Annotated in this window: 26 protein-coding genes; 18 read left to right on the top strand and 8 right to left on the bottom strand. The window is 70.9% G+C overall.

The features are described 5' to 3' along the window. The coding region (locus VGX25_RS12900; RefSeq protein WP_326917947.1) for a hypothetical protein at positions 1-600 on the bottom strand (600 nt) is incomplete at its 3' end. A gap of 280 nt (positions 601-880) precedes the next feature. Beyond that, on the bottom strand, positions 881-2,272 hold the full coding sequence (locus VGX25_RS12895; protein WP_326917946.1) for a lysine 2,3-aminomutase: 1,392 nt from the start codon (positions 2,270-2,272) through the stop codon (positions 881-883). Positions 2,273-2,376: 104 nt separating this feature from the next. Here VGX25_RS12895 and VGX25_RS12890 point away from each other — a divergent pair, with 104 nt between their 5' ends. The 7 genes from VGX25_RS12890 to VGX25_RS12860 all read left to right on the top strand — a co-directional run bounded on the left by VGX25_RS12890 (position 2,377) and on the right by VGX25_RS12860 (position 8,712). After that, positions 2,377-3,411, top strand: a complete 1,035-nt coding sequence (locus VGX25_RS12890; RefSeq protein WP_326917945.1) for an L-erythro-3,5-diaminohexanoate dehydrogenase — start codon at positions 2,377-2,379, stop codon at positions 3,409-3,411. Then, positions 3,408-4,898, top strand: coding sequence for an amidohydrolase (locus VGX25_RS12885; RefSeq protein WP_326917944.1), 1,491 nt, complete (start codon positions 3,408-3,410; stop codon positions 4,896-4,898). The genes VGX25_RS12890 and VGX25_RS12885 overlap by 4 nt, the downstream gene beginning before the upstream one ends. Beyond that, on the top strand, positions 4,895-6,460 hold the full coding sequence (locus VGX25_RS12880) for a lysine 5,6-aminomutase subunit alpha (protein WP_326917943.1): 1,566 nt from the start codon (positions 4,895-4,897) through the stop codon (positions 6,458-6,460). The genes VGX25_RS12885 and VGX25_RS12880 overlap by 4 nt, the downstream gene beginning before the upstream one ends. Beyond that, positions 6,457-7,191: an OAM dimerization domain-containing protein gene (locus VGX25_RS12875; protein ID WP_326917942.1), complete on the top strand. Its 735-nt coding sequence runs from the start codon at positions 6,457-6,459 to the stop codon at positions 7,189-7,191. Before VGX25_RS12880 ends, VGX25_RS12875 begins: the two co-directional genes overlap by 4 nt. After that, the gene (locus VGX25_RS12870) at positions 7,188-7,598 is read left to right on the top strand and encodes a hotdog domain-containing protein (RefSeq protein ID WP_326917941.1); all 411 of its coding nucleotides are present in this window, start codon (positions 7,188-7,190) and stop codon (positions 7,596-7,598) included. Before VGX25_RS12875 ends, VGX25_RS12870 begins: the two co-directional genes overlap by 4 nt. A 66-nt stretch (positions 7,599-7,664) precedes the next feature. Further along, a complete protein-coding gene (locus tag VGX25_RS12865) occupies positions 7,665-8,537 on the top strand; it encodes a helix-turn-helix transcriptional regulator (RefSeq protein WP_326917939.1) in 873 nt (290 codons plus the stop codon). Beyond that, positions 8,446-8,712 carry a DUF397 domain-containing protein gene (locus VGX25_RS12860; protein ID WP_414635786.1) on the top strand — a complete coding sequence of 89 codons (267 nt, stop codon included), beginning with the start codon at positions 8,446-8,448 and terminating at the stop codon, positions 8,710-8,712. The genes VGX25_RS12865 and VGX25_RS12860 overlap by 92 nt, the downstream gene beginning before the upstream one ends. On the opposite strand, the gene VGX25_RS12855 is transcribed toward VGX25_RS12860, so the two are convergent. Then, on the bottom strand, positions 8,655-9,347 hold the full coding sequence (locus VGX25_RS12855; RefSeq protein ID WP_326917937.1) for a hypothetical protein: 693 nt from the start codon (positions 9,345-9,347) through the stop codon (positions 8,655-8,657). The two genes, VGX25_RS12860 and VGX25_RS12855, sit on opposite strands and share 58 nt — an antisense overlap. Before the next feature lie 74 nt (positions 9,348-9,421). On the opposite strand from VGX25_RS12855, the gene VGX25_RS12850 reads away from it, so the two are divergent. From VGX25_RS12850 to VGX25_RS12840, 3 genes are all read left to right on the top strand, one after another. After that, positions 9,422-10,159: a metallophosphoesterase gene (locus VGX25_RS12850; RefSeq protein ID WP_326917936.1), complete on the top strand. Its 738-nt coding sequence runs from the start codon at positions 9,422-9,424 to the stop codon at positions 10,157-10,159. Between the two features lie 121 nt (positions 10,160-10,280). Continuing rightward, entirely contained in the window at positions 10,281-10,772 is a 492-nt protein-coding gene (locus VGX25_RS12845; RefSeq protein ID WP_326917935.1) for a GNAT family N-acetyltransferase, read from the top strand. A gap of 305 nt (positions 10,773-11,077) precedes the next feature. Then, positions 11,078-11,494 carry a VOC family protein gene (locus VGX25_RS12840; RefSeq protein WP_326917934.1) on the top strand — a complete coding sequence of 139 codons (417 nt, stop codon included), beginning with the start codon at positions 11,078-11,080 and terminating at the stop codon, positions 11,492-11,494. Positions 11,495-11,501: 7 nt separating this feature from the next. Here VGX25_RS12840 and VGX25_RS12835 read toward each other — a convergent pair whose 3' ends face one another. Further along, entirely contained in the window at positions 11,502-12,068 is a 567-nt protein-coding gene (locus VGX25_RS12835; RefSeq protein ID WP_326917932.1) for a helix-turn-helix domain-containing protein, read from the bottom strand. 129 nt (positions 12,069-12,197) lie between these two features. Here VGX25_RS12835 and VGX25_RS12830 point away from each other — a divergent pair, with 129 nt between their 5' ends. Next, positions 12,198-14,366: an MMPL family transporter gene (locus VGX25_RS12830; RefSeq protein ID WP_326917931.1), complete on the top strand. Its 2,169-nt coding sequence runs from the start codon at positions 12,198-12,200 to the stop codon at positions 14,364-14,366. A gap of 188 nt (positions 14,367-14,554) precedes the next feature. Beyond that, positions 14,555-16,621, top strand: coding sequence for an AMP-binding protein (locus tag VGX25_RS12825; RefSeq protein ID WP_326917929.1), 2,067 nt, complete (start codon positions 14,555-14,557; stop codon positions 16,619-16,621). Here the strand turns inward: VGX25_RS12825 and VGX25_RS12820 are convergent. Next, the gene (locus VGX25_RS12820) at positions 16,618-16,833 is read right to left on the bottom strand and encodes a dodecin (RefSeq protein WP_326917927.1); all 216 of its coding nucleotides are present in this window, start codon (positions 16,831-16,833) and stop codon (positions 16,618-16,620) included. The two genes, VGX25_RS12825 and VGX25_RS12820, sit on opposite strands and share 4 nt — an antisense overlap. Positions 16,834-17,043: 210 nt before the next feature. Here VGX25_RS12820 and VGX25_RS12815 point away from each other — a divergent pair, with 210 nt between their 5' ends. From VGX25_RS12815 to VGX25_RS12805, 3 genes are read left to right on the top strand one after another with little or no spacing between them, the layout of a single operon-like run. Next, entirely contained in the window at positions 17,044-17,685 is a 642-nt protein-coding gene (locus VGX25_RS12815) for a helix-turn-helix domain-containing protein (RefSeq protein WP_326917926.1), read from the top strand. A 42-nt stretch (positions 17,686-17,727) separates the two neighbouring features. Beyond that, on the top strand, positions 17,728-19,344 hold the full coding sequence (gene lnt, locus VGX25_RS12810) for an apolipoprotein N-acyltransferase (RefSeq protein WP_326917925.1): 1,617 nt from the start codon (positions 17,728-17,730) through the stop codon (positions 19,342-19,344). Then, positions 19,341-20,087, top strand: a complete 747-nt coding sequence (locus VGX25_RS12805; RefSeq protein ID WP_326917924.1) for a polyprenol monophosphomannose synthase — start codon at positions 19,341-19,343, stop codon at positions 20,085-20,087. The genes lnt and VGX25_RS12805 overlap by 4 nt, the downstream gene beginning before the upstream one ends. Before the next feature lie 219 nt (positions 20,088-20,306). Here the strand turns inward: VGX25_RS12805 and VGX25_RS12800 are convergent, their stop codons facing one another. The 3 genes from VGX25_RS12800 to VGX25_RS12790 all read right to left on the bottom strand — a co-directional run bounded on the left by VGX25_RS12800 (position 20,307) and on the right by VGX25_RS12790 (position 23,257). Beyond that, a complete protein-coding gene (locus VGX25_RS12800; protein WP_326917923.1) occupies positions 20,307-20,651 on the bottom strand; it encodes an RNA polymerase-binding protein RbpA in 345 nt (114 codons plus the stop codon). Between the two features lie 355 nt (positions 20,652-21,006). Next, positions 21,007-22,434: an MFS transporter gene (locus VGX25_RS12795; RefSeq protein WP_326917922.1), complete on the bottom strand. Its 1,428-nt coding sequence runs from the start codon at positions 22,432-22,434 to the stop codon at positions 21,007-21,009. Positions 22,435-22,483: 49 nt separating this feature from the next. Continuing rightward, positions 22,484-23,257, bottom strand: coding sequence for a glycerophosphodiester phosphodiesterase (locus tag VGX25_RS12790; RefSeq protein ID WP_326917921.1), 774 nt, complete (start codon positions 23,255-23,257; stop codon positions 22,484-22,486). Positions 23,258-23,375: 118 nt separating this feature from the next. Here VGX25_RS12790 and VGX25_RS12785 point away from each other — a divergent pair, with 118 nt between their 5' ends. The 3 genes from VGX25_RS12785 (at position 23,376) to VGX25_RS12775 (ending at position 26,801) form a co-directional block, all read left to right on the top strand. Next, positions 23,376-23,738, top strand: a complete 363-nt coding sequence (locus tag VGX25_RS12785) for a hypothetical protein (protein ID WP_326917920.1) — start codon at positions 23,376-23,378, stop codon at positions 23,736-23,738. Positions 23,739-23,798: 60 nt separating this feature from the next. Beyond that, positions 23,799-25,538 carry a putative bifunctional diguanylate cyclase/phosphodiesterase gene (locus tag VGX25_RS12780; protein WP_326917919.1) on the top strand — a complete coding sequence of 580 codons (1,740 nt, stop codon included), beginning with the start codon at positions 23,799-23,801 and terminating at the stop codon, positions 25,536-25,538. Positions 25,539-25,871: 333 nt separating this feature from the next. Continuing rightward, complete coding sequence (locus tag VGX25_RS12775) at positions 25,872-26,801, top strand: sucrase ferredoxin (RefSeq protein WP_326917918.1); 930 nt, start codon at positions 25,872-25,874, stop codon at positions 26,799-26,801. Positions 26,802-26,845 lie beyond the last annotated feature (44 nt).

The raw sequence follows: 26,845 nt of genomic DNA, 5'->3' as shown, positions 1-26,845 counted from the left end.
CGCGGCCTTGCCGCGCTCAAACCGGTCCAGCTCGGTCAGGACCAGCTGCCGCAGGCAGGTCGACTTGCCCGACCCGGGCTCGCCGAGCAGCACCGCCCGTTCGAAGCGTTCCGGCACGGCGCTCAGGTCGATCTGCTCCGGCTCCGCGGAGGTGAAGTTGTGCCCGGTCTTTCGGCTCAGCCACTCCAGGTTGGGCAGCAGCTCGGGTCTCGTCACCGGCTTGGTCGTATCGGCGACCGTGGTCAGCGGCACGAAACCGGCCAGCTCACCGGCCAGCTCCAGCAGCCGCCTGCGCATTTGGCCGACGTATTCCCGGCAGGACTCCCACTCGCCCATTTCCGACAGTTGCACGGTCTGGATCACGCTGGGCATGGAAGCCGGTCGGGGCGATGTCCGTGCCTCGCGCTCCTTGAGCCGCTTTCGGCCGCCCACCCACCCGAACACCGCCGTGCCCACACTGGCGCACGCCACGACGGCCTTCAGCGCGAGCTCGATCTCGTTCTTGGTTCTGGTCAGCGACACGTCGAATGTGAAAATCGCGGTGACCGACGCGGCAAGCATGACCAGCAGCCCGAGCGCGACCCAGAGATAACGATTCATGCCACCCCTCACGTACGGCCAAAGCCATCATGCTAGAACGGTCCAGCCCGGTGAGATAGAGGCCAACGGCCAGATGTGCGGGCGAAATAAGGCAGTGCTTTACCGCGAACCGCCGGCGGGGTGTCGCGAAAGCGCGCCTGCCCGAGGGCGGAACACGGCTGCCCGGAGGCGGGACACGCCGGTGCGGTGGGCCGCGGCCGAGCGCGTCCCGGCTTCGGGCAGGTGTGTTCCGCTAACGCGCAGCCTCACCCGGCGTACCCCGGGCTTCTGACACCCTGGCTTAGCTGGCGACCTTGCCTTCCCACCAGCGTTGGCCCGCCGCCGGCAGCGTGGAGATGGGGTCGTAGTAGGGGTAGTGGCGGCTGAGGGCGTCGGGGTCGTCGAGCTCGATGCCGGTTCGGTAGTTCTTGGTCCAGTAGGAGATGCCGCGCTCGCGGTCGTACTCGGCGAGCTGGTGGACCCAGCGTTTGCCGACGTAGGGAACGTCGCAGATGATCCGCGGGGTGGCGTAGCCGGGGAGGTAGCCCATGATCGCGTGCTGGAGGTCCTGCGCCTCCCACACCGCCAGCCGCCAGTGCTCGGCGTTGGGGATCATGTCGCACATGTAGAAGTAGTAGGGGAGGATGTTCGCCTCGCCCTGCAGCGCGAAGCAGAGGTCGAGCAGCGCGGTCGGGGTGGCGTTGACGCCGCGCATGAGCACCCCTTGGTTGCGGACGTCGCGCACGCCCACCTCCAGCGCGGTGCGGGCGGCCTCGGCGACCAGCGGGGTGACCGACCGGGCATGGTTGACGTGCGTGTGGATGGCGAGGTTCACGCCGCGCCGGCCGGCGGTGCGGGCGACCCGCTCGAGGCCCTCGACGACCTTGGGCTGCAGCCAGTGCTGGGGGAGGCCGGCGAGGGCCTTGGTGGCCAGGCGGATGTCGCGCACGGTGTCGATGTCGAGCAGCCGCATGAGGAACGACTCGAGCTGGTGCCATGGGACGTTGGCCACGTCGCCGCCGGACACGACGACGTCGCGCACGCCCGGGGTGCGCTTCAGGTAGTCGATCATCTGTTCCTGCCGGTCGACCGGCTTGAGCAGCAGCTTGTGCTTGTCGACCGACGGTGTGGAGTTGCCGACCAGGTCCATCCGGGTGCAGTGGCCGCAGTACTGCGGGCAGGTGGACAGCAGCTCGGCCAGCACCTTGGTGGGGTAGCGGTGGGTCAGGCCCTCGACCACCCACATCTCGGCCTCGTGCAACGAATCCCGGGAGGAATGCGGGTGGCTGGGCCAGACCGGGTCGCGGTCGCTGCGCACGGGCAGCATGTACCGGCGGATCGGGTCGGCCAGGAAGGCGGCGGTGACCTTGGCTGGGTCGGTGCCGGCGTCGGGCGCCATCGTGTTGAGCATCTGCGGCGGCAGCAGCATCGACATGGTGGCCATCCGCTCCTGGTCGGCGGCCAGGTCGTCGAAGAAGCTCTCGTCGAGCAGGTTGCCGACCACGGCGCGGAGTTGCTTGGCGTTCTTGACGCAGTGCACCCGCTGCCACTGGGCGTCGCGCCACTCGGCCTCGGTGACGTGGGCCCAGCCGGGGAACCGCCGCCAGTCCGGCTCCACCAGCTCCTTGCGGACGTACTCGTATGGCTGCCGACCAGTCTTCGCGATCGCGTCGGATACTGTCGTTGCAGTCATCTGTACTCCTCGTCGGTCGGGCTGCGTAAAGATATGCTGCCAGAACGCTTGGATGACGTAAATTCTACGGGAACGGGTGTGATGTGGCCGATGTCGTCCGGGGCGTGTCGTCGCCCTACGGTCTGCACCGCGTGCTCGAGCCGCCCGGGGTGCTGCCCCAGCAGGCGTGGCGGCTGGACGCCGATCCGCGGCCATGGCCCGACGAAGTGATCATCGACGTCGAGCGGATCAACCTCGACGCCGCGTCCTACCGCCAGCTCCGCGAGCAGCACGGCTACGGGGCCGCGGTGCGCCGGGTCGTGCTGGAGATCGTCGAGCAGCGCGGGAAGATGCAGAACCCGGTCACCGGGTCCGGCGGGATGCTGCTCGGCACGGTCCGCGAGGTCGGGCCGGAGTCGCCCCACGGGCTGGCCAAAGGCGACCGGGTCGCGTCGCTGATCTCGCTGACGCTGACCCCGCTGCGCATCGACGACGGCCTGCGGGCCTGGGACGGCGCGACCGAGCAGGTGCCGTGCCGGGGGACCGCGGTGCTGTTCGGCCGCTCGATCGCCGCGGTGCTGCCGGACGACCTGCCCGATGCCCTGTCGCTGGCCGTGCTGGACGTGTGCGGCGCACCCGCGCTCACCGATCGGGTGGTTCGCGAGCACGTCGAACGGACGACGAACACGCCGTCGGTGTGCGTGCTGGGCGCCGGCGGCAAGTCGGGCTCGCTGTCGCTGGCGGCCGCGCGCCGGGCCGGGGCGACGCCGCTGATCGCCCTGGTGCCCACCGAGGCCGAGGCGCGCCAGGTGCGCGACGCCGCGCTGGCCGACCGGGTGGTGATCGCCGACGCGCGTGACCCGGTGGCCGTCGCGGACGCGATCGGCCGGCAGGTGGACGTCACCGTGGTGTGCGTCGACGTGCCCGGGTGCGAGCATGGTGCGATTCTGGCGACGGCCGACTCAGGAACGATCGTGTTCTTCTCGATGGCCACCTCATTTCCCGCGGTCGCGCTCGGGGCGGAGGGCCTCGCCGCCGACGTCCGGCTGCTGATCGGCAACGGCTACGTGCCTGGGCACGCCGAGTTCGCGCTGGACCTGATCCGCGCCGAGCCCGGGGTGCGGACGATCTTCGAGTCGCGCGGAGCCTCGGGGACGTGACCAGCACGCTGCTGCGTGGCGGCCGGATCCACGGCCCGTCCCGACCCCACGCGACCGCGTTGCTCGTCCGGGACGGGGTGGTCGAGTGGGTCGGCCATGATCCGGACCGGCCCGCCGATGAGATCGTGGACCTGGACGGCGCGCTGGTGACGCCCGCGTTCGTCGACGCCCACGTGCACAGCACCAGCGCCGGCCTGCTGCGCACCGGGTTGGACCTGACGGGCTGCCGGTCGATGGCCGAGCTGCTCGCGCGCGTCCGGGACCGGTCGGCGCCGGGCGCGCTGGTCTGGGGCCACGGCTGGGACGAGACCGCCTGGCCGGAGGGCCGCCCGCCCACCAGGGCGGAGCTGGACGAGGCCAGCGGCGGCGCCGCGGTGTACCTGTCGCGCATCGACGTGCACTCCGCGCTGGTGTCCACCGCCCTGGTGACCCCGCGGGCGCGGACCGCGGCCGGCTGGTCGGACGGCGATCCGGTCAGCCGCGCGGCCCACCACGTGGTCCGCAAGGCGTTCCTGGACTCGATCACGCCGGCGCAGCGGCGCGCCGCGCAGCGGGAGTTCCTGCGGCACGCGGCGTCGATGGGGGTGACCGCGGTGCACGAGTGCGCCGGCCCGGACATCTCCGGCGCCGACGACTTCGCCGATCTCCTTGCCCTTTCGGCGGAACCGCTGCCCGAGGTGATCGGCTACTGGGGCGAGCGCAACACCGTGCTGCCCGACGGCGCCCGCGGCCTTGCCGGTGACCTGTTCGTCGACGGCGCGCTGGGCTCCCGGACGGCCGCGCTCGGGACGGCGTACGCCGACCGGCCGGACACCGCGGGCGCGCTGTACCTCGACGCCGAGCAGATCGCCGAGCACGTGGTGGCCTGCACGCTGGCCGGGATCCAGGCCGGGTTCCACGTGATCGGCGACGCCGCGGTCGCCGCGGTGGTGGCCGGGTTCGCCCGCGCGGAGCGGATCGTCGGCGTGCCGGCGCTGCGCGGTTCCCGGCACCGGCTGGAGCACCTGGAGATGGTGACGGCCGAGCAGGCCGCGCTGCTCGGCCGGTGGGGTGTGATCGGCTCGGTGCAGCCGCTGTTCGACGCGGCGTGGGGCGGCCGCGACGGCATGTACGCCCGGCGGCTCGGGCCGGACCGGGGCAGCGCGCTCAACCCGTTCGCACATTTGGAAAAGGCGGGCGTGGTGCTGGCGTTCGGGTCGGACTGCCCGGTCACGCCGGTCGATCCGTGGGCCGCGGTCCGGGCCGCCGTGCACCACCGCACCGACGGGTTCGGCCTCGCGCCCTGGTCGGCTTTCGCCGCGCACACCCGGGGCGGCTGGTATGCCGCGGGGGTCGACGGGGCCGGCGAGCTGGTGCCCGGGGCGCCGGCGACCTATGCGGTGTGGGACTGCGCCGGGTTCCCGTCGCTCGAGCCCGGCGCACCGCTTCCGGTGTGCCTGCGCACCGTGCGGGACGGCCGGATCATTTACGAGAGGGGGTCGGCATGAGTCTGCTCAACCTCGATCCGACGGTGGTCGCCACCGCCCGCCGGCTCGCGGCGCGGGCGGCCGAGCCGGTGATCGCGCTTGCCAGGGCGCACACCACGGTCGCCGTGGAGCGGGCGACGCTGCGGCTGGCCGGGATCACCGGCGCCGACACCGGGCACCGGGCCGGGGACGTGCCGTGGGTGAACCGGGTGGTGGACACCGTGCGCGAGCACTGCGGGCTGGAGCACGGCGTGGCGCTGCCGGTGTTTCACGCGCTGCGGCAACACGATCTGGCCGGCCTGACCGAGTTGGCCGAGGCCACCGCCGCCGGCCAGATCCGTTACACGCTGCCGAAGGGCCGGGAGGCCACCCGCGCGCTGTCGGCCGCCCGCACCGCGATCGGCCGGGGGCTGCGCACCATCGACCGCAACCGGGCGCAGCGCGACCGGCTGGTGGCCAGGCTGGGCGACCCGCCGCAGCGGCCGTGGATCTACCTGATCGTGGCCACCGGCGACATCGACGAGGACGTGGTGCAGGCCGCCAGCGCGGCAAGGGCCGGGGCGGACGTGATCGCCGTGATCCGCTCGACCGGACAGTCGCTTTTGGACTACGTGCCGGAAGGCGCGACGCACCACGGGTTCGCCGGTACCTACGCCACCCAGGAGAACTTCCGGATCATGCGCGCGGCGATGGACGAGGTGTCCAAAGAGGTGGGTCGGTACGTCCGGGTGACCAACTACGCCTCCGGGCTGTGCATGCCGGAGATCGCCGTGCTCGCCGGGCTGCAGCGGCTGGACATGATGCTCAACGACTCGATGTACGGCATCCTGTTCCGCGACATCAATCCGATCAGGACCTTTGTGGACCAACGGTTCTCCCGCCAGGTGCACGCCCGCGCCGGGATCATCATCAACACCGGCGAGGACAACTACCTGACCACCGCCGACGCGGTCGAGGCCGCGCACACGGTCACCGTGTCGCAGCTGCTCAACGAGCATTTCGCGCACGAGGCCGGGCTACCGGACCCGTTGCTGGGGCTGGGCCACGCCTTCGAGATCAACCCCGACCTGCCCGACTCGTTCCGGCTGGAGCTGGCGCACGCGCTGCTGGCCCGCGAGCTGTTCCCGGACGCCCCGCTGAAGTGGATGCCGCCGACCAAGCACATGACCGGCGACGTGTTCCGCGGCCACCTGCTCGACGGGTTCTTCAACCTGGCCGGGGTCCTGACCGGGCAGAGCATCCTGCTGGTCGGCATGATGACCGAGGCCGTGGTGACGCCCTGGCTGTCCGACCGGGACCTGGCCCTGGCCAACGTGAGGTACGTGCTGGGCGCGGCCGGCAACCTGCGCGAGGACTTCCGCCCGGCCCCGGACGGGTTCATCGTCAAGCGCGCCCACCAGGTGCTCGGCGAGGCGGTGGACCTGCTCGAGCGAATCGTGGACGACGGGCTGCTCAACGCGATCGCCGACGGCACGTTCGGTTTGATGAAACGCCCACCGGACGGCGGAAAGGGCGCCGACGGCGTGGTCGAGAAGGCCGACGGCTACCGCAACCCGGCCATCGAGCTGCTGGAGGCCCGATGACCCAGGTCCGCCCGTACGGGGATGCCAAGGGCGACGGCATGGTGCAGCTGTCGTTCACGCTTCCGGTGCCGTCCGGCCCGCGCGCGGACGGCGCCGCCCAGCAGCTGGCCAACAAGATGGGCATGGACCCGGCGATGGTGGTGCACTCGCACCCGATCGGCGACGGGTTCACGTTCTTCGTGGTGTACGGCTCGGTGCGGCATCTCGTCGACCTCGACGAGGTGCGCGTGGTGGAGCGGGAATACCCGCTCCTGCCACCGTCCGAAGTGAACTCTACGGTAAAGAAGCTGTTGCGCCGCAAGCTGGTCGTCGTCGGCGGCTGCATCGGTACCGACGCGCACACGGTCGGCATCGACGCGATCCTCAACGTCAAGGGGTTCGCGGGGGAGAAGGGCCTCGAGTACTACCGGGAGCTGCGCGTGATCAACCTCGGCGCCCAGGTGAGCGTGCCCGAGCTGGTCAAGCGCGCCCGCGCGGAGAAGGCCGACGCCGTGCTGGTGTCCCAAGTGGTCACTCAGCGGGACGCGCACATCCTCAACACCCAGGAGATGTCCGCGGCATTCCGGGAGGCGATGGGTGATCGCCGCCCGATCCTGGTCGCCGGCGGCCCGCGGTTCGACCCGCTGATGGCCTCCGAGCTCGGTGTCGACCGGGTCTTCGGCCGCGGCACCACCCCCGGCGAGGTGGCCAGCTACCTCGTTCACGCGATCAAGGAGAAGAAGACCGCATGACCCTGGTCGAGGGTTTCTCGGTGACCCACAAGCGTTACGTGCCCTACTCGCACGCCCACTACGGCGGCAATCTCGTCGACGGCGCCTACGGCCTCGGCCTGTTCGGCGACGTCGGCACCGAGCTGTCCATCCGCACCGACGGCGACGAGGGCCTGTTCGCGGGATACTCCTCGGTCGAGTTCCTCGCCCCGATCCACGCCGGCGACGTCCTGGAGGCCACGGCCACCCTCACCCGCATCGGCAACCGCTCCCGCACCATCGAGTTCGAGCTGCGCGCCGTCTGCCGCGCCACCCCCGACCGCGGCCCCTCCGCGGCCAACGTCCTCGACCCACCCCTCCTGGTCACCCGCGCGACGGGAACTGTGGTCGTCCCCCTTGCCAGCCCGGCAAACCGCGACCCCGACTGATCCGTTGGAGTGGACTTCCCGCGCGCCGGGGTCGCACCCGTTACCGCAGGTCCTAGCGTTGTCGCCATGGCACGAACCCACGCCCCTGCGTGCTACCGCGAACTCGGCGCCGAACTCCGCAAACGGCGCGAAGCGGCCGGTGTGACCGGAGTGGAGCTGGCCGACCGCACCGGCTGGACGCAGACCAAGATCTCCCGAATCGAGAGCGGCCACCTCCCGGTCAGCACCGTAGATCTGCTGATCTACCTAGGGTTCTGCGAGATCTATCGCGGCCAGGCACTCGACGTCTTGGCAATGTGCCGCGCCGCCGAACGAGTTCACGGCTACTGGCTCAATCCGCACGAGCCCGGCCTGGAAGATACGTTGTGCTCCTTGATCTACCACGAGTCCACGGCCAGCGGATCCCTCAGCTATGAGCCGGAAATCGTGCCGGGACTCCTCCAGACCGAGAGCTACATCAGGGCCATGATCGCCGACCGATGGCCGCATCTCGAACCGGACGCAGCCGTTCGCGTTCGATTGGAGCGGCAGCAGGTCCTACACCGGCCCCGTCCGCGCCCCTTCACGTTCTTCATCAACGAGAACGCGTTCCGGCTCGAAATTGGCGACGCTGCGATCATGCATGAGCAACTGCTCGCGCTCACCTTGCTCGATACATTGCCTCACATCACGATCCGCGTGATACCCGCATCGGTCAGGGTGGGCGGTGCCTTCCGCATGTTCACCTTCACCGAGCACCTGCCGCTGGTGTACCTGGACACCTACGGTGGCGGGATATTCCTGGAGGACAACGAGTACGTCAACTCCTACCGCGAGCTGATTCCGGCACTCGCGCTCGCCGCCCTGGATGAGGGAGAATCTCGGGAGTTCGTTGCCGCCCTGGCATACGACCACGACCGAGGGAGCGCCCACGACCGTGTGGAGGAAAAGCAGCTTTAGCGGCGACCCCACTGCCAGCGACTGCGTCGAGGTGGCGCTGACCGACGAAGGTGTTGTGATTCGCGACTCCAAGAACGCCGATGGCTCGATGCTCCGGTTCTCCACCGAAGCCTGGCATCAGCTCCAGGGGGCGGAGGCGATCTTGTCGGCCATGTCCCGGGCGGCCTGCTCGTAGAGGGCGACCTCGGAGCGGTCGGCGATCGTGGTGGCCTGGCCGAAGTCGACGTACATCAGCACGGTCCGGCCCTTGCGCGTGAGCACGCCGCGGTGGTGGCCGTGCGTGCCGCGATCTCCTTCGTAGCGTTGGCCGGCGAGGAACAGGGCCTCGTCGCCGATGTCAAGCGGCTCCCAGATCCACACCGTGGTGGCGCCGTCGGGCTCGGGGTGGCGGGCGCACCGGGTGAGGGCGTCGCGGTAGCCGTCCATGGCCCGCGCGGCGGCGGACTCGTCGCGGTAGATCACCATTCGCTCGATCTTGTACAGGGTCGGCGCGACCAGGGCCATCTGCCGGCCGGCCGCGCGCCCGGCCTCGTCGCCGGGTTGCGTCCCACACGGGCTCAGCAGCGACGGCAGGCCGGGCTCGTCGGTGCGCACCCACCGCACCTCCGGCTGGTCGAGCGGCCGCCTGGACAGCTCCTCACCGCGCAGGAACCCCTCCGGAATGGTGATCCCGGCATCCGCTGTGCCCGTCGCGGTCGGCGTGATCGGCGGATGCACCGCCACGGTCTCCTGCCGGCCGGGCCGGATGATCAGGTACACCCCGGCCGCCACGATCAGGGCGGCCACCACACCGATGAGCACGATCCGCATGCCCGCTGATACACCGCCGCCCGCGCGGGAGTTCCGCCTTGCCGCGCCGGGCGGCGTCGCACAGGATCACGGGCATGATCGTGCTGGCGCACCTCAGCGACATCCATATCGACCTCGGCGACCGCAACCAGGAGCGGGCCGAGCGGGTCATGCGCTACCTCGCCGGCCTGCCCGGCCGGCTGGACGCGATCCTGGTCACCGGCGATCTCGCCGATCACGGCCTGCCCGCCGAGTACGAGCAGGTGGCCACGGTCCTGACCACGTCCCGCCCGGTGCTGACCTGTCCCGGCAACCACGACGACCGCGCCACCTACCGCAAGGCCCTGCTCGACGAGCCGGCCGACAACACGCCCATCAACCGCGCCCACCGCGTCGCCGGCGCGCTCTTCCTGCTCTGTGACTCCTCGATCCCCGGCCGCGACGACGGCTTCCTCGCCGACGAGACCCTCGCCTGGATCGAGGCCACCCTCGCCACCGACCCCGACGCCCCGGCGTTCATCTGCTTCCACCACCCGCCGATCCCGCTGCACGCGCCTTTCGTCGACCGGATAAGGCAGACCGGCGAGCAGCGCCTGGCCGGACTCGTCTCGCGGCATCCGAACGTCGTCGCGCTGCTGTGCGGCCACGCGCACACGGCCGCCGCCAGCACCTTCGCCGGCCGCCCCCTTCTCGTGGCGCCCGGCGTGGTCTCCACCCTCACGCTGCCGTGGGAGGCCGGCGGCCCGCTCGATCTGGTCCAGCCGCCGGCCATCGCCTTCCATATCCTGGCCGATGATCGACGGCTCACCACCCACTACCGCGTGATCCCCTAGCGACCATATTCCTGCGGCCCAGCGGAAATCGCGTTCCTTACGGCGGGAAATGGCGAGCAATTCCCTGGAATGGACCCGAATTTATGTTGAATCGTTCGTGACGCGCAAGTACGGTTCCGCCATGACTGGTGGCGTCCGGGTACGGCGGCTGGAGCCGGACGACTGGAAACTGTGGCGCGACGTCCGGCTGGCCGCCCTGGCCGACGCGCCCTACGCCTACGGATCCACCCTCGCCTACGAGCAGCAGTTCGACGAGGCCACCTGGCGCAGCCGGCTCGCGCCAAGCAGCGGCATGACGGCCGTGGCGCTGCGCGGCGACGAGACGATCGGCGCGATCGCCGGCTGGACTCCCGACGGCGCCGAGGCGGTCTTCCTCGTCGCCGCCTGGGTGTCCCGCGACGCGCGCGGCCAGGGCGTTGGCGACGCCCTGGTGACCGAGGTGCTGAACTGGTCCCGCGAGCACGGCTACGACACCGTGGAGCTGCGCGTGGCCGACGGCAACGAGCCGGCCCGCCGGCTGTTCCTGCGCAACGGCTTCGTCCCCACCGGCCGGCGCGAGCCGCTGGAGAGCGACCCCACCGTCGGCACCGAGTATTTCGTGCACGACCTGTGAGGGCTTACCGGCGCCGAGGCCGGGCCGCCAGGGTCGCCGAGGGGTCGGTGTCCGCCGACCGCCGGCCGGCAACGGTGAGTAGTGCTTCCAGCCTCGCCCTCACGTTGGATTCAACGCTGTGAGGGCTTACCGGCGCCGAGGCCGGGCCGCCAGGGTCGCCGAGGGGTCGGTGTCCGCCGACCGCCGGCCGGCAACGGCGAGAGCGGGGACGCGGCGGGGGGATGGCGGATGGGTGTGAACGGTGCTTCCAGCCTCGCCCTCACATTGAATCCCACACTGTCGTAGTCCCCGCGTACGGTGCGGGAATGGCACACAAGATCGATCTGACGCTCGACTGCGCGGACCCGGCCAAGCTGGCGGAGTTCTGGAAGCTGGCCCTCGGCTACCTCGACGAGCCGCCACCGGCCCCGTACAAGACCAGGGAGGAATGGCTGGCCCAGTTCGACCTCTCCGACGACGACGGGGACGGCGCCTGGCTGTGCGACCCGGACGGGCAGGGGCCGCGGCTGTCCCTGCTGAAGGTGCCGGAGCCCAAGGTGGTCAAGAACCGGATGCACATCGACATCCGGGTGGCCGGCCAGGGCAGCGCCGAGGAGCGCTGGGCCCGGATCACTCAGCACGTCGACCGGCTCACCGCGGCGGGCGCCACGGTCCTTCGGGTGGACGACGGCCACCACGTCACGATGGCTGATCCCGAGGGCAACGAGTTCGACGTCGCCTGAGGCAAGGCTAGGCGGGCGCCCGGTCGTCCAGCCGCAGCACCGCGGTGGCGCACTCCAGCAGCACCGCGCGCAGCTCCTCGTCGGGGACGTCGGTCACCGTGGGCCCCCAGCCGAGGGCCGCGCCGAGCGCCTCGGTGCAGGCCACCGCACGGACCCGGTCGGCGGCCGTGGGCGACGGGCCGGCCAGCCAGGTGTGCAGGCGCTGGCTGAGGTCGAACAGCTCCTCGTACACCTTGCCGACCGCCTCGAGCACCGCCGGAGCGTCCCTGGTGAACATGCCGGCGATCGGACGGTGCCGCAGCAGCACGTCGAGCAGCTCGCCGAGCACCCGCTCGACGTTGGCCCGGGTGTGCGCCAGGGTGTCGGTCTTGTCCGCGACGGTCTTCCACTCCGAGATCAACGGCTCGATGATCGCGAGCAGGAGGGCCTGCTTGGACTGGTAGTGGTAGTACAGCGCGGCCTTGGTGATGCCCAGCCGCTCGGCGATCTCACGCAGGCTGGTCCGCTCGTAGCCGTGCCGGGAGAACAGGTCCAGCGCGACGGCCCGGATGGCGTCCCGCGTGTCCTCGGTCATGCAGGCCACCTCCTCGCCCTCAGCATGCTCTCAGGGGGGTGAGGCTAGCTTGAGCTCGCACATGGGGTACCGTTCGATCGTACTTACCGTGCGGCAAGTAAGCCCACGCGCAAGAAGGGGAGGGGTGCGATGTTCGGTCGGTTAGCACGGTTCGTGGTCTACAACCCGTGGAAGGTGATCGCGGTCTGGGTGCTGGCCACGATCGCGATCGTGGCGTTCGCGCCGACGCTCGCCGACGTGGTCAACCGCGACCAGACCAACTTCCTGCCGTCGTCCTACGAGTCGGTGCAGGCGGGCGAGCTGGCGGAGCAGGCGTTCGGGCGGGGCAACGACTCGAGCGCGACGATCGTGGTCAAGCGCGCGGACGGCGGCACGCTGTCCGAGGCCGACCAGGCCAAGGTGGGGGAGCTGGCCCAGAAGATCCAGGGCGCCGGGATCGAGCGGGTGTCCCGCGTGGTCACCGGGCCGCAGGCGGTCTCGCCCAACCAGCAGGTGCAGCTGGTCAACGTGGCCCTGGACGGCATCGGCGACGATCCCAAGCTGCTCGAGGCGGTCAAGAAGGTCCGCGACGTCGGGCGGCCGGTCATGGACGGCACCGGGCTGACCATGAACGTCACCGGTGACGTGGCCATGTGGGCGGACAACGAGTCCGCGTTCAACAACGCGTTCGTGATCGTCGGCATCGCCACGATCACCTTGATCATCGTGCTGCTCGCGCTGATGTACCGCAGCCCGGTCGCGGCGTTCCTGCCGATCCTGACCGTCGGCCTGGTCAGCGCCGTCGCGCCGGGGCTGATCGCCATGTGCGCCAAGGTGTTCGGCTTCCAGGTAGACCAGTCGCTGCAGATCCTGCTGACCATCGTGCTGTACGGCGTTGGCACCGACTACATCGTGTTCCTGCTGTTCCGCTACCGGGAACGGCTGCGCGCCGGCGACGATCCCAAGCAGGCGCTGGTGACCGCGGTGACCCGGATCGGCGAGGTGATCGCCTCGGCCGCGGCCGCGATCATCATCGCGTTCAGCGCGCTGCTGCTGGCGGTGTTCGGCGGCTTCCGCAGCTTCGGGCCGGGGCTGGCGATCGCCGTGGCGCTGATGGCGATCGCGGTGGTCACGCTCATCCCGGCCGTGGTGTCGCTGTTGGGCGCCAAGGTGTTCTGGCCATCGAAGTCGTGGCAGCGCACCCCGAGGGGCACCGCCTTCCAGCGCCTCGGCAGGCTCACCGGGCGGCGGCCGGCGGTCGTCGCGCTGGCCTCCGGCGGGGTCATGGTCGCGCTCGCGCTTGGCATGCTGGGCTTCAAGACCGACTACGACCAGGCCAGCCAGCTGCCGAGCGGCACGGAGTCGGCGCAGGGCCTCGCCGATCTGCAGTCCGGGTTCCCGGCCGGCGCGCTCAACCCGACCTCGGTCTACGTCCGCAGCGACACCGGCCGGCCGCTGGACCCCGCGCCACTTGAGCAGTTCGCCAACGAGCTGCAGCAGGTCGACGGGATCGGCGGGGCGATGCCGGGTCCCGACGGAAACCCGGTGCAGCTCAACCCGGGCGGGACGGTCGCCAAGATCGACCTGTTGCTGGACAGCCGACCGTACTCCAACGAGGCGTTCGACCTGGCCGGCGACCGGTTGCGGACGTTTGCGCACGAGCGGACACCGGACGGCACCACGGCGTTCGTCGGCGGGCTGAGCTCGGCGTTCGCCGACGTCAAGGCCGCCAACAACCGCGACCTCGCGGTGATCTTCCCGGTGGCCGGTCTGTTCATCGCGGTGATCCTCGGCCTGCTGCTGCGCAGCGTGGTCGCGCCGCTGTACCTGATGATCGCCGTGGTGCTCGGCTTCTTCAGCACGCTGGGCGCCACCGTGATCGCGTTCGTGGTTCTCGGCGGCAACGCCGGGCTGACGTTCTCGCTGCCGATGATCCTCTACCTGTTCGTGGTGGCGATCGGCACCGACTACAACATCCTGATGATCGCCCGGCTGCGCGAGGAGGCCAGGGAGGGCAACGATCCGCGCACCGCGGCCGATCTCGCCGTCGAGCATGCCGGGCCGTCGGTCGGCGCGGCCGGCCTGATCCTGGCCGGCACGTTCGCCTCCATGCTGCTCGGCGGCATCTCGTTCCTGATGGAGATGGGCTTCGCGGTCTCCATCGGAATCCTGATCTCGGCGTTCGTCATGTCGATGTTCCTGGTACCCAGCGTGACCGCGTTGCTGTGGCACAAGGCATGGTGGCCGGGCCATGGTGACGAACCCGACAGGCCGAAGTCACCGACCGGCCGGCAACGGGAAACGGTGCAGGTCAACTAAGGTCGAGCCATGAGGGCCACCTTCACCGCGGTGACCGTGGTGAAGGTGGCCCTCGGTGCATATCCCACCTCGTGAGACGAACACCTTGCTCCAAACGGACCAATACTGGTAACTAATCGGGGCTAGCGTGCAACGGATGCATTGCGGGCAAAGGAAGTCGCCGTGACGCGTCCGCGGACGGAGTCCCCATGTCGACAGAGCTGGTCGAAGTAGCGAAGGTCCTTGCACACCGGCCGGAGCGGGTGTGGCAGGTGCTCAGCGACCCCGAGCTGTACCCGAGGTTCGTCCGCGAGGTCGCCTGGAGCGAGCGCGTCGACCACGGGCAGACCGGCGTCGGCGCGCGCTACCGGGTCCGGTTCAGCCTCGACGGCAGCGCGCCCGCGCCGGATGAGATCGAGATCCTGGTGTACCGGCCGATCGAGCACCTCGTCCTGGTCAGCCCGCGGTGGGACGGCGGCCACCTGTCGATCCGGCTCGCCGGCAGCGGGCGCGGGCGCACCGAGGTCCAGGTGATGCTGTCCATTCCGGACACATTGGGCTCGTCGATCGGGTTGACCGCGTCCTGGCTGCGCAAGCGGGTCCGGCAGGTGCTGACGCTGATCGACCACCACCTGTCCGGGCGGGCGATCACCGTGACGCGCACCGGGCTCGACCAGGCGGCCAAGGGCCAGTCCTCGCTGGCCGTCGCGAAAACCCTGATCCGGGCCGGCGCGCTGGCCCCCGGGCGGCCGGACCGCGTGCTGCGTCAGGTGAACGCGCTGGCCAGGTGGGGCGCGACGGTCGCGGGCGGGTACCGGGCCAACGCCGGGCGGCACCCGCACGAGCTCGCGCTGGTCGACGAGCACGGCAAGCTCACCTTCGAGCAGGTCGACCGGCGCACCACCCGGCTGGCCAACGGTCTGGCCGAGTACGGGGTCCGGCAGGGCCGCCGGGTCGCGCTGATGTGCCGCAACCACGCGGGAATCGTCGAGGCGACGGTGGCCTGCGGCAAGCTCGGCGCCGACGTGGTCCTGCTCAACACCGGGCTGTCCGCCGACCAGGTCGCCAACGTCGTCCAGACGCACCGCCCGGTCGCGCTGCTCGGCGACGACGAGTTCGTGCCGCTGTTCCACCACGTTCCCGGCAACCTGCCGTGGATCTCCACCTGGAGCACGCAACCGGGGGAGACCAGCATCGACACCGTGATCGAGCGGGCCTCGTCGCGCCCGGTGCGGCCGCCGTCGAAGCCCGGCAAGATCATCGTGCTGACGTCCGGCACCACCGGCTCGCCCAAGGGCGCCCGCAGGCGCAACCCGAAGGGGATGGGCACCGCCGCCGCGCTGCTGTCCCGGATCCCGCTGCGCGCGGGCGAGCGGATGTTCGTCGCCGCGCCGCTGTTCCACACCTGGGGACTGGCCGCGATGCAGATCGGCATGGTGCTGCACGCCTCGCTGGTGCTGCAGCGCCGCTTCGACCCGGTGGCCACGCTGGCCGCGATCGAGCGCTACCGGTGCACGTCGCTGTTCGCCGTCCCGATCATGCTGCAGCGCATCCTCGATCTCCCCGAGCGCGTCCGCAACCGCTACGACACCTCGTCGCTGCAGGTCGTCGCCAGCAGCGGGTCCGCGCTGCCCGGTCCGTTCGTCACCCAGTTCATGGACACCTTCGGCGACATCCTCTACAACCTGTACGGCTCCACCGAGGTCTCCTGGGCGAGCATCGCCGACCCGGCGGACCTGCGCGCCGCCCCCACCACCGCCGGCCGCTGCCCGATCGGCACCCGCGTCGGGATCCTCGACGCCGACGGCCGCCCGGTGCCGCCCGGGGTCGTCGGCCGCATCTGCGTCGGCAACGACATGCTCTTCGAGGGGTACACCAACGGCACCCGCAACGAGGTGCACGACGAGCTGATGGTGACCGGCGACCGTGGCTACCTCGACGCCGACGGCCGCCTGTTCGTCTCCGGCCGGGACGACGACATGATCATCTCCGGCGGCGAGAACGTCTTCCCCCGTCCGCTGGAGGACCTGCTGCTCACCCTGCCCGACGTGCTCGACGTCGCGGTGGTCGGCGTGCCCGACCGGGAGTTCGGCCAGCGCTTCGCCGCCTACATCGCCTTACGCCAGGGCAGCCGGCTCAACGCCAACGCCATCCGCAACTACGTCCACGACCACCTGCCGAGGTTCGCCGTCCCGCGTGACGTGATCTTCCTGGACAACCTGCCGCGCAACGCCACCGGCAAGGTGGTCAAGCGGATGCTGGCCAACGAATACTAAGCCGGCTCCTCGAGCCGGAAGCCGATCTTCATCGCCACCTGGAAGTGGCCGATGTCGCCGTCCTCGATGTGGCCGCGGATCTCGGTCACCTCGAACCAGTCCAGGCCGCGGACGGTCCGGGAGGCACGGCCGATCGCACCGCGGATCGCGTCCTCGATGCTGTCCTTCGATGAGCCGACGATCTCGGTGACGCTGTAGTTGTGGTCCGACATGCCTGCCACCCTAGGGCTCCCGATGGACAACCTGCTGTGGATCGGTGGCCCGCCGGGCTCCGGGAAGACCACCGCCGCCCGGCTGCTGGCCGCCGGCACGCACGGCGGAGGCCGAGCTGGCCATCGCGGACCTTCCGGCGGAACCCCTGTTGGCACCCGGCCACGGAATGGCAGAACGGAATGCTATGTTCTAGTGCTACACTCGAGGTCATGACGCAGTCACCGCCGATGAGCGGGCGCAAGGCCGAGGCGGCCCGCAACGACACCCGGATTCTCCAGGCCGCGCGGGAGGTGTTCGTCGCCAACCCGGACTCGCCGATCTCCGCGGTGGCCGAGCGGGCCGGTGTCGGGATCAGCGCGCTGTACCGGCGGTATCCCAGCAAGGAGGACCTGCTGCGGACCCTGTCGGCCAACGGGTTGCGGACCTACCTCGACGCCGTCGAGGAGGCGCTCGAGAACGCCGACGACGTGGCGGGCGCCTGGGCCCGGTTCCTCGAGCGGGTCGTGGAGGCCGACACGCACGCGCTGACCACCGCGCTGGCCGGCACGTTCACCCCGACCGAGGAGCTGTACCGCGACTCCGAGCTGGCCAGGGTGAGCAACGAGCGGCTGGTCGAGCGGGCCAAGCAGGCCGGGGTGGTCCGGAAGGATCTCGACGTCAACGACCTGTCGTTCATCTTCGAGCAGCTGTCGGCGGTCCGGCTCGGCGACGAGCAGCGCACCCGGATCCTGCGCAGGCGCTACCTGACGCTGTACCTGCGGGCCATGCGTCCCGACCCCACCGAGCCCGACCCGTTGCCCGGCCCACCGCCGACCTGGCAGGAGATCGGCGAGCGGTGGGCGCCGAAGTAGCACCTTTGCCGTGATCACACAGCCGGTGCGTACGCTGTGCGGGTGGCTGCACCTGCGGTGACGTCCGAGCCGGGCGCGCCGGATGACGAGCAGGGACCGCGATCTTCCCGACGTCCGCTCCCGGTCCTCGGCCGCTCGCTGGCCGCCGTGTGCGCCGGGCTGCTGCTGTTCCTCGCCGCGCCGCCGCGGCCGACCTGGTGGCTGGCCCCGCTCGGCTTCGCGGTGCTCGGCGCCGTGCTGCGCGGGCGGCGGGTGCGGGCCGGCTTCGCCTACGGCTTCCTGGCCGGCGCCGGCTACTTCGCCCCGCTGCTGTCCTGGACCGGGGAGTTCGCCGGGGCGGTCGCCTGGCTTCCGCTCAGCGGCGCCGAGGCCGCGTTCGTGGGCCTGACCTGTGCGGCCATCGTCCTCGCCACGACGCTGCCCGGCGCGCCGGTGATCGCGGCCCTGCTCTGGGTGGGCGGCGAGGCGCTGCGGACGGTGTTCCCGTTCGGCGGTTTTCCGTGGGGCAACGTCGCCTTCGGCCAGCCCGAGGGTGTGTACCTGCCGCTGGCCGTGGTCGGCGGCGCCCCCCTGATCGGCTTCGCGGTGGCGCTGACCGGGTTCGGCCTGGCCGAGCTGGCGCACCGGGTGATCGTCGAGCGGTCCCGCCGGGTGCTCGTCCCCGCACTGGCCACGGTCCTGCCGATCCTCGCCGCGCTGGCCGCGATTCCTTTGGTGGCAACGGAGGCGCAGGACGGCGAGGTGACCGTGGCGGCCGTGCAGGGCAACGTGCCGCGCGCCGGCTTCGACTTCAACGCCCAGCGCCGGGCCGTGCTGGACAACCACGTCAGGCGCACCGAGCAGCTCGCCGATGACGTCCGCGCCGGCCGGGTGCCCAAGCCGGACCTGGTGATCTGGCCGGAGAACTCCTCGGACATCGACCCGATCCGCAACCGCGACGCCTACGCCGTGATCGACCGCGCGGCCAAGGCCATCGACGCGCCGATCGTGGTGGGCGGCGTGCTGCGCCGCGACGACGGGCGCCCGACCAACACCATGATCCTGTGGGATCCGCGGCGCGGGCCGATCGACTTCTACACCAAGCGCCAGCTGCAGCCGTTCGGCGAGACCATGCCGTACCGCTCGCTGTTCCGGATCTTCAGCTCGGACGTGGACCGGGCGGGCAACTTCGCGCCCGGCGACGAGCCGACCGTGTTCGGCGTGGGCGGCGCCAGGGTGGCGATGGCGACCTGCTACGAGGTGGCCTTCGACGGCGTGGTGCGCGACTCGGTGCTCAACGGGTCCAACCTGCTCGCGGTGCCGACCAACAACGCCACGTTCGGGTTCACCGAGATGACCTACCAGCAGCTGGCGATGGACCGGGTCCGGGCCGTCGAGCACGGCCGGTCGGTCGTCGTGGCCGCCACGAGCGGGGTCAGCGCGATCGTCCGGCCGGACGGCTCGGTCACCCGACGGACGGGACTTTTCACCCCCGCGGCCCTGGTCGAACGGGTGCCGCTGCGGTCGGCGACTACGCTGTCCGATGAGTTGGGTGCGTGGCCGCAGTGGATCATGGTGATCGGCGGGCTCGCCGCGCTCGTCGCCGGGGTGGCCGTGCGGCGGAAAGCTCAATCCCAGTCGGGGACCGGCGCACGCGCGCCGCAAGGAGGAGACGAATGACGGAGGCGCTCGAGCCGGTGCTCGTGGTGATCCCCACCTACAACGAGCGGGAGAACCTTGAGCCGATCGTCAAGCGGCTGCACGCGGCCGTGGCCAAGGCGCACGTGCTGGTGGTCGACGACGGCAGCCCGGACGGCACCGGCGAGGTGGCCGACAAGTTGGCCGCCGCCGACGACCGGGTGCACGTGCTGCACCGCACCGAGAAGGCCGGCCTGGGCCGCGCGTACGTCGCGGGGTTCGAGTGGGGCATCGAGCGGGGCTACGCCGTGCTGGTGGAGATGGACGCCGACGGCTCGCACGCGCCCGAGGACCTGCCCCGCATGCTCGACGCGCTCACCGACGCCGACCTGGTGATCGGCTCGCGGTACGTGCCGGGCGGCAAGGTGGTCAACTGGCCGAAGAGCCGGGAGGTGTTCTCCCGCGGCGCCAACCTGTACTCCCGCATCGCGCTCGGCGCCCGGATCAAGGACATCACCGCCGGGTTCCGCGCCTACCGCCGCGAGGTGCTCGAGAAGCTCAAGCTGCAGACCGTGGCCTCGGCCGGCTACTGCTTCCAGATCGACCTGACCATCCGCACCGAGGAGGCCGGCTTCACCGTCGTCGAGGTGCCGATCACGTTCACCGAGCGGGAGTACGGCGAGTCCAAGATGACCGGCCCGGTGGTGCGCGAGGCCCTGCTCCGGGTGACCAAGTGGGGCCTACGTCGCCGCGGCAACCAGCTCCGCTCCCTGTTCACCCGCTAGCCGGCGGCCGGACCAGCTCCGGCGCAGGTCGCGCATCGACCGAGCAGCGCTCGGGCGCGCGCAGCGGCAGCCGGTGTCTGGACGACAGGAGCGCCAAAGGCCGCCCGCGGCCGACGTGCGACGAGGAAGACACCGGATCAAGGCCGCGAGCACGACCGAGCAATCAAGCACGAAGGCCGCCCGGTGCGGGACCCGGGCGGCCTCCTGGTCTTGCGTGCTCTACGCGGAACGGCTACGCCGACCGCGCAGCTCCTGCAGCCGCTCGGCGAGCAGGTCCTCCAGCTCGGGAATGGACCGGCGCTCGAGCAGCATGTCCCAGTGCGTACGCGGCGGCTTGCTCTTCTTGGGCTCGGGATCGGAGCCGTCGATCATCTTGGACTCGGTGCCGTGCAGCCGGCACTCCCATACCGGCGGGATCTCGGCATCGTCGGAGAAGGGAACCTCGAACTCGTGATCCTTCGGGCACGCGTAGCGAACGGTACGGCGGGGCGCAAGATCATGGTTACGGTCGGTCTCGTAGCTGATCGCGCCAAGCCGGCTTCCTCGGAGAACTCTGTCGGCCATGGCGTGTCCTTTCGTTAGGCTCGTGGGGAGCCAGGGTGGTGCTCACCTAGAGCAACGACGTACCCGGTCCGATGGTTCCCGCCTGCCCGGACGCAGTTGCTCAGGGTGACAAGTTTCACCCCTCAACTACAGCTTCCTCCATAGGGACAGAATCTGAATGAATTTGTGACGCCTAATTCCAGATTCGGCAGACCGAGATCGCCCACTTGGGGGAGGGCGTTCGCCAGGATGGGGGCCCGCGATAGCCGCGCCGTCCAGCTTTGCCCACCATCGGGGCGCACGATGCGGGGAAGTGCCCGCAATCGGTGACTGCCAGTGATCACCGGCTGGCGACGCCGGCGCCTCACTGTGCGTGTCAGAGCACGGACGGCTCGGGGTTGCCGGCCGCCTGGATGGCCCGGCGCACCGGCACGAAGTAGAGCAGCACGAGGCCGGCAAGGAAGAAGATCACCAGGGAGATGATCGCCGGCCGGAACGAGCCGGTGATCTGCGCCATCGCCGCGAACAGCAGCGGCCCGAGCCACGACGTGGCCCGCTCGCCGACCTCGTAGACCGAGTAGTACTGGGCCTCCTTGCCCGGCGGGATCAGGTGGCTGAACAGCGACCGGGACAGCGCGTTGGTGCCGCCGAGCACCAGGCCGATGCCGACCGCCAGGCCGTAGAACTGCAGCTGCTGGCCGGCCTGCACGAAGTAGGCGGCGCCGACCACCAGCACCCACACGGTCAGGCTGAGCATGATCGTGGTCTTGGCGCCGAGCCGGCGGGCGACCACGCCGTGCAGCATCCCGCCGATGAACGCGATGAACTGCACGATGAGGATCGTGGTGATCAGCACGTCCTGGTCGAACTTCAGCTCCTCCCGGCCGTACTGGGCCGAGACGTTGGCGACCGTGGCGATGCCGTCGGTGTAGATCAGGTAGGTGCCGAGAAACGCCAGGGTCAGCGGGAACGCCCGCGCGGCGCGCAGCGTGTCGCGCAGCTCCCGGAACCCGCCGCTGAGCACGAACGCGCCCTGCTCCTCGCCGTGCGGCCGCTGCTGATCACGCAGCCGGCGCAGCGGGATGAGGGTGAAGCCGGCCCACCACAGCCCGGAGATCAGGAACGCCAGCCGGGCCGCGTCGCCCTCGGAGATGCCGATGCTGTCGCCGCCGAGCACCAGCACCAGCTGGATGAGCAGCGCCGTGCCGCTGCCCAGGTAGCCGAACGCCCAGCCGCGCGCGGACAGGCCGTCGCGCTCGTCGGCCGTGGCGATCTCCGGGATGAACGAGTAGTAGATCGCGATCGAGGTGCCGTAGCCGATGTTGGCCAGGACGAACAGCACCACGCCCAGGCCCCAGTTGCCCCCGGTCACCAGCGCCATGAGCGCGGTCGCGCTGGCCCCGCCGAAGGCGAAGATCGCCAGCATCCGCTTCTTGTGCCGGGTGCGGTCGGCGATGGCGCCCATCAGCGGCACGATCAGCACCTGGATCACGGTGGCCAGGGCCAGCAGGTAGCCCCACAGCGAGCCGGCCGGGAAGTCGAAGCCCAGCACGCTGATGTCGCAGTCGTGCAGCTTGTCCCGGTTGCCCTCGGCGTCGGCCGGGCACGCGTTGGGCCCGTTGCGGCCGACGTCGACGCGGGCGCCCTCGGCCGCGACGGCGGTGAGGTACAGCGAGCCGAACACGGTGACGACCGACGTCGGGAAGACCGAGTTGGCCCAGTCGTACCAGACCCAGCCGTTCTGCTCGCGGCGGCGATCGGCCTTGCTCTTCGCCATTCCCGGGCTGTTGTCCACCGCGCTCATGCGTCCTCCATGCGGCCACCCCGGCGAATCGCCGGCACGGGGACTTTACTCAGACCCAGACTCCGCGTTCGCGCAATACCCGCCTGAGGATCTCCGGGTGGTCGGTCATGATCCCGTCCACGCCGAGGTCGAGCAGCTGGTGCATCTGGGCCGGGTCGTCCACCGTCCACACGTGCACCTCGATGCCGCGGCGGCGGGCGGTGGCGATCAGGCGCCGGTCGACGACGGTCAGGCCGCCCTGGCGGACCGGCACCTGGGCCACCGGCTGGTACCGCGAGTTGCGGAAGATCCACGACAGCCGGCCGGCCGCCCACAGCCGGGCGATCGCGCCCACGCCCATCGAGGTGAGCAGGCCCTCGCCGGCGCTGCGGCGCACCTTGACCAGCCGCGCCTCGGAGAACGACGCCACGCACACCCGGTTGAAGGCGTTGGTCCGGCGCAGCGTGGCGACCAGCGGCTCGATCGCCGTCTCGGCCTTGACGTCGATATTGAACTTGGCGTCTGGCAGCTCGTCGAGCACGTCCTCCAGCCGGCTGACCGGCTCCCGACCGCCGATCCTGGCCCGCCGGACGGTGCGCCACGGCAGGTTCGCGATCATGCCCGAGGCGTCCGTCGTGCGGTCGAGCATCGGGTCGTGGTGCACGACGACCACGCCGTCCCTGGTCGCGTGCACGTCGGTCTCCAGGTAGTGGTAGCCCTCGTGGACCGCTCGGCGGAACGCGGTCAGCGAGTTCTCCATGCCGGCCAGCTCGCCGGCGTGCCACCCCCGGTGCACGAAGGCCCGCGGGTGCGGCCCCGCCAGGAACGCGTGCTTCAGCTTCACCCTTTCGAGTGTGCCTGACCTGCGTGGAATGCGCGTGTATTGACGATGGCCGGACAGGTGACGGACACCCGGCGTGGCGGGTTCGGCGGCGGCGGGTCGCGAGATAACGTGCCCGGCCATGGCGGTACTGACGGATCCCGCGGCCGAGTTCCGGCGGCCGGCGCCGGTCCGGCACTGTGGCTGGTGCGGTGGACGGTTGCCCGACGAGGGCCGGGTGGGGCGGCCGCGGCGCTACTGCACCCAGTCCTGCCGGCAGCGCGCCTACGAGCGGCGGGCGGCCGTGCAGCGCGGCGGTCTGCCCGATGACGCCGTCGTGCTGTCCGCCGCCGAGCTCGCCGATCTGCAGGACCGGCTGTTCCAGCTGCGCTGCGCGGCCGAGGACGTGGTCACCGCCGCGGAGGACGGCGCGGGGCCGGCGGAGCTGAAAAGCCTGGCCGCCAACGTCATGGCCACGGCGGCGGGCCTGGAACGGCTGCGCTGAGCGCTCTTCGTCCACTACCCTCCACTAGATCGTGTCCACATCCGGCCAAAAGGTGACCGCATGAGCACTGACAGCCTGTCGCTGGCTGAGGTGCTCGACGCGACCGACGCCGCGTTCGCGGTCACCGACCAGCGCTGCCGGGTGCGCTGGGCGAACCGGGTCATGGCCGAGCTGCTGGGGCTTTCCGCCGAGCAGTGCGTCGGCCGGTCGCTTCCGGCGCTGCTGGCCGGCGCGCCGGACGGGCCGCACGACGGTGTCGTGGTGTCGTTCCGGGTCGTCAGCGCCTCGGCGTGCCGCAAGGGCGGGCCCGAGCCGGACGCCGAGATCCGGTGGCTGGAGGTGCGCTGCACGGCGCTGCCGGACGGCCGGCTGCTGTACCGGGCCGCCGACGTCACCCGGTGGCGGGAGCGGGAGCTGGACTCCGCGCAGCTGGGCAAGAACGACCTGCTGCGGATGGCCGAGGAGGACCCGCTCACCGGCCTGCCGAACCGCCGCACGCTGACCAGGGCGCTTGAGCATCACCTCGCGCTCGGCGGCCGCGGCGCGCTGCTGCTGCTCGACCTGGACAACTTCAAGGACATCAACGACTTGCGCGGGCACCCGGCGGGGGACCGGGTGATGTGCATGCTGGCCAACGTGCTGCGCGAGCGGCTCAACGACGGTCAGGTGCTCGGCCGGCTTGGCGGCGACGAGTTCGCCGTCGTGCTGCCCGGCGCCGACGAGCGCGAGGCCACCGAGGTGGCCGACCGGCTGCGCACCGCCGTCGCCGCGGTCCCGCTGGCCGGTGGCTCGACCGCGACCCGCACGACGGTCAGCGCCGGCGTTGCCAAGTTCGACTCGGGGGAGAGCTGGCAGGCCGTGCTGGCCAACGCCGACCTGGCGCTGTACGCGTCCAAGGCGGCCGGGCGCAACCGCGTCACGGTGTACGAGCAGGGCCACTACATGGACACCGCGCTGCGGGTCACCGTGCTGGACCGGGTGCGCGCCGCGCTGGCCAACGGGCACCTGTCGCTCAACGCCATGCCCATGGTCAAGCTGGGCAGCGGCCGGGTCATCGGGCACGAGCTGTTGCTGCGCCTGGAAGACGGCCGGCAGCCGGCGATGGGGCCGGGGGAGTTCCTGCCCGCCGCCGAGCGCAGCGACCTGGTGCTCGACATCGACCGGTGGGTGGCCGGCACCGCCATCGATGCGTTGGTCGCCCATCCGTACCCGGGGTTGCGGTTCAACGTCAACGTCTCCGGCCGCACGCTGGAGGACGAGGACTTCGGCGACTTCGTGCTCGACCGGCTGGCCGCCGCCGGCGTCGCGCCGGGGCGGCTCGGCTTCGAGATCACCGAGACCGCCGCGGTGACCAATGTGGACGCCGCACGCAGCCTGGCCCAGCAGCTACGGGCCAGCGGCTGCCGGATCTCCCTCGACGACTTCGGCGCCGGCTTCGGCTCGTTCGTCCACCTCAAGCAGCTGCCGATCACCGGCGTGAAGATCGACGGCGAGTTCGTCCGCGGCATCGACTACGGCAGCCGCGACACCGTGCTGGTGCAGGGCATCGTCGACATCGCAAGGGGCCTTGGCCTGTCCGTGGTCGCCGAATGGGTCGAACGATCGTCCCAAGTGGACGCTCTGGCCCGCCTCGGCGTCCGCGTCGCCCAGGGCTTCCACCTCGGCCGCCCCGAACCCCTTGCCGACCTGCTGGCCCGGCCCCAGGGCGCCTGGATGCGCCGGCCCCAACTGATGCGCGAGCCCACCAACCACTACGACGTCCCACGCAACGTGCCGACCGCACCTAATAACGTCACGTGACGTTATGGCCCCGGTGTCCAGGAGAACCTCGGTCCGGCCACGGGAGAGCCGTGTCAACCGGGCGTGTCGGCGCCTCACGTCGTTGTGTGTCGGCCGCGCACGACGCCAACGCGACGACGGCACAGGGCCCGCACACCGAAGCCAGGGGGTACGCGAGTGTGAGGGGCGGGTCCCGGCGTGCCTCCCTCCACCTGCTCAAGCCCAGTAAGTTCGATAAAGTTCGATAATCGACATTATGTCAAGTAGGCGACCCGGGAGTCATGAGGGCTTGGTTACCGCGGATTGACCACTCCTCTCCCGTGGAGCGGTGCCGGGCGTGAGAGCCTGGAGTTGATGGACCTGTACCGGGCTTCAGCGATCGGTGGGCCGCGTTGCTCGGTCCTGGCCGGTCGGCTCGACGAGCCGCTGGCCGGGACCTCGGCGGTGGCCTCGACCTGGCTGTGCATCGAGCAGCCGGGTCCGTGGGGTCGTGAGGCGCTGCTGGAGAGCCACCTCGAGCAGGTGGTCGGGCGGGAGCTGGCGGAGCGGGCGAAGGGCACCGGCGTGCGGATCGCGATGATCCGCCGGCCGGGCAACCACCCCGACCGGCACCGCCCGACGCCGCACCGGATCTACGTCGCGCACACCCGGCCCGGCCGGTCCTGGTTGGAGCGCGGCCGGGTCGCCGACGTCAAGGAGCTGCTCGATCTGGACTTCGCCGCGGCCGGTGCGGGCGAGCCGACCGGATACGGCGAGCCGGTCACCGAGCCGCTGCTGCTGGTGTGCACCAACGGACGGCGCGACGTCTGCTGCGCGTTGCTCGGCCGCCCGGTCGCGGCCGCGCTGTTCGCCACGCACGGCGAGCAGGCCTGGGAATGCAGCCACCTCGGCGGGCACCGGTTCTCCCCCACCGCGGTGCTGCTCCCCCACGGCTACTCCTACGGCCGGCTCGACGTCCTCGCCGCCGAGCGGTTGCTGGCCCCGGACGCCGGCGTGCTGATCGAGCGCTGCCGGGGCCGGTCGACCTGGTCGCCCGCCGGGCAGGTGGCCGATCTTGCGGTGCGGTGGGCGATCTCCGACCGCGACCCGGACGGCGTGCGGGTGGCCGAGGTCAGGCCGGACGGCGCCGGCAGGTGGCTCGTCACGGTGTCCCATGTGGACGGACGGCGGTGGGCGGTTCCGGTGGTCGAGCGGACCTCGGCCGAGCTGCGGTCGGCCAGCTGTGGCGCCAAGCCGACGCCGATGACGGTGCTGGACGTCGACGGCCGGCCCGAGTTGATCTGACTTTGCCCTTTCGGACGCCCCCCAGACGGCTGTGTCGCCCCGGT

It is taken from the genome of Actinophytocola sp., from assembly GCF_035942955.1.
GTDB lineage: Bacteria > Actinomycetota > Actinomycetes > Mycobacteriales > Pseudonocardiaceae > DASYTH01.
The sequence above is the reverse complement of the archived record's forward strand: the minus strand, read 5'-3'. Positions and strand labels throughout refer to the sequence as shown.

Coding starts and splice junctions, on each gene's coding strand:
- VGX25_RS12855 (WP_326917937.1), bottom strand. CDS start 9,347: ATGCGGATCGTGCTCATCGGTGTGGTGGCCGCCCTGATCGTGGCGGCC.
- VGX25_RS12860 (WP_414635786.1), top strand. CDS start 8,446: ATGAGGGAGAATCTCGGGAGTTCGTTGCCGCCCTGGCATACGACCACG.
- VGX25_RS12865 (WP_326917939.1), top strand. CDS start 7,665: ATGGCACGAACCCACGCCCCTGCGTGCTACCGCGAACTCGGCGCCGAA.
- VGX25_RS12785 (WP_326917920.1), top strand. CDS start 23,376: ATGGCGGTACTGACGGATCCCGCGGCCGAGTTCCGGCGGCCGGCGCCG.
- VGX25_RS12880 (WP_326917943.1), top strand. CDS start 4,895: ATGAGTCTGCTCAACCTCGATCCGACGGTGGTCGCCACCGCCCGCCGG.
- VGX25_RS12815 (WP_326917926.1), top strand. CDS start 17,044: ATGACGCAGTCACCGCCGATGAGCGGGCGCAAGGCCGAGGCGGCCCGC.
- VGX25_RS12800 (WP_326917923.1), bottom strand. CDS start 20,651: ATGGCCGACAGAGTTCTCCGAGGAAGCCGGCTTGGCGCGATCAGCTAC.
- VGX25_RS12780 (WP_326917919.1), top strand. CDS start 23,799: ATGAGCACTGACAGCCTGTCGCTGGCTGAGGTGCTCGACGCGACCGAC.
- VGX25_RS12845 (WP_326917935.1), top strand. CDS start 10,281: ATGACTGGTGGCGTCCGGGTACGGCGGCTGGAGCCGGACGACTGGAAA.
- VGX25_RS12870 (WP_326917941.1), top strand. CDS start 7,188: ATGACCCTGGTCGAGGGTTTCTCGGTGACCCACAAGCGTTACGTGCCC.
- VGX25_RS12795 (WP_326917922.1), bottom strand. CDS start 22,434: ATGAGCGCGGTGGACAACAGCCCGGGAATGGCGAAGAGCAAGGCCGAT.
- VGX25_RS12895 (WP_326917946.1), bottom strand. CDS start 2,272: ATGACTGCAACGACAGTATCCGACGCGATCGCGAAGACTGGTCGGCAG.
- VGX25_RS12775 (WP_326917918.1), top strand. CDS start 25,872: ATGGACCTGTACCGGGCTTCAGCGATCGGTGGGCCGCGTTGCTCGGTC.
- VGX25_RS12825 (WP_326917929.1), top strand. CDS start 14,555: ATGTCGACAGAGCTGGTCGAAGTAGCGAAGGTCCTTGCACACCGGCCG.
- VGX25_RS12850 (WP_326917936.1), top strand. CDS start 9,422: ATGATCGTGCTGGCGCACCTCAGCGACATCCATATCGACCTCGGCGAC.
- VGX25_RS12820 (WP_326917927.1), bottom strand. CDS start 16,833: ATGTCGGACCACAACTACAGCGTCACCGAGATCGTCGGCTCATCGAAG.
- VGX25_RS12830 (WP_326917931.1), top strand. CDS start 12,198: ATGTTCGGTCGGTTAGCACGGTTCGTGGTCTACAACCCGTGGAAGGTG.
- VGX25_RS12875 (WP_326917942.1), top strand. CDS start 6,457: ATGACCCAGGTCCGCCCGTACGGGGATGCCAAGGGCGACGGCATGGTG.
- VGX25_RS12835 (WP_326917932.1), bottom strand. CDS start 12,068: ATGACCGAGGACACGCGGGACGCCATCCGGGCCGTCGCGCTGGACCTG.
- VGX25_RS12840 (WP_326917934.1), top strand. CDS start 11,078: ATGGCACACAAGATCGATCTGACGCTCGACTGCGCGGACCCGGCCAAG.
- VGX25_RS12805 (WP_326917924.1), top strand. CDS start 19,341: ATGACGGAGGCGCTCGAGCCGGTGCTCGTGGTGATCCCCACCTACAAC.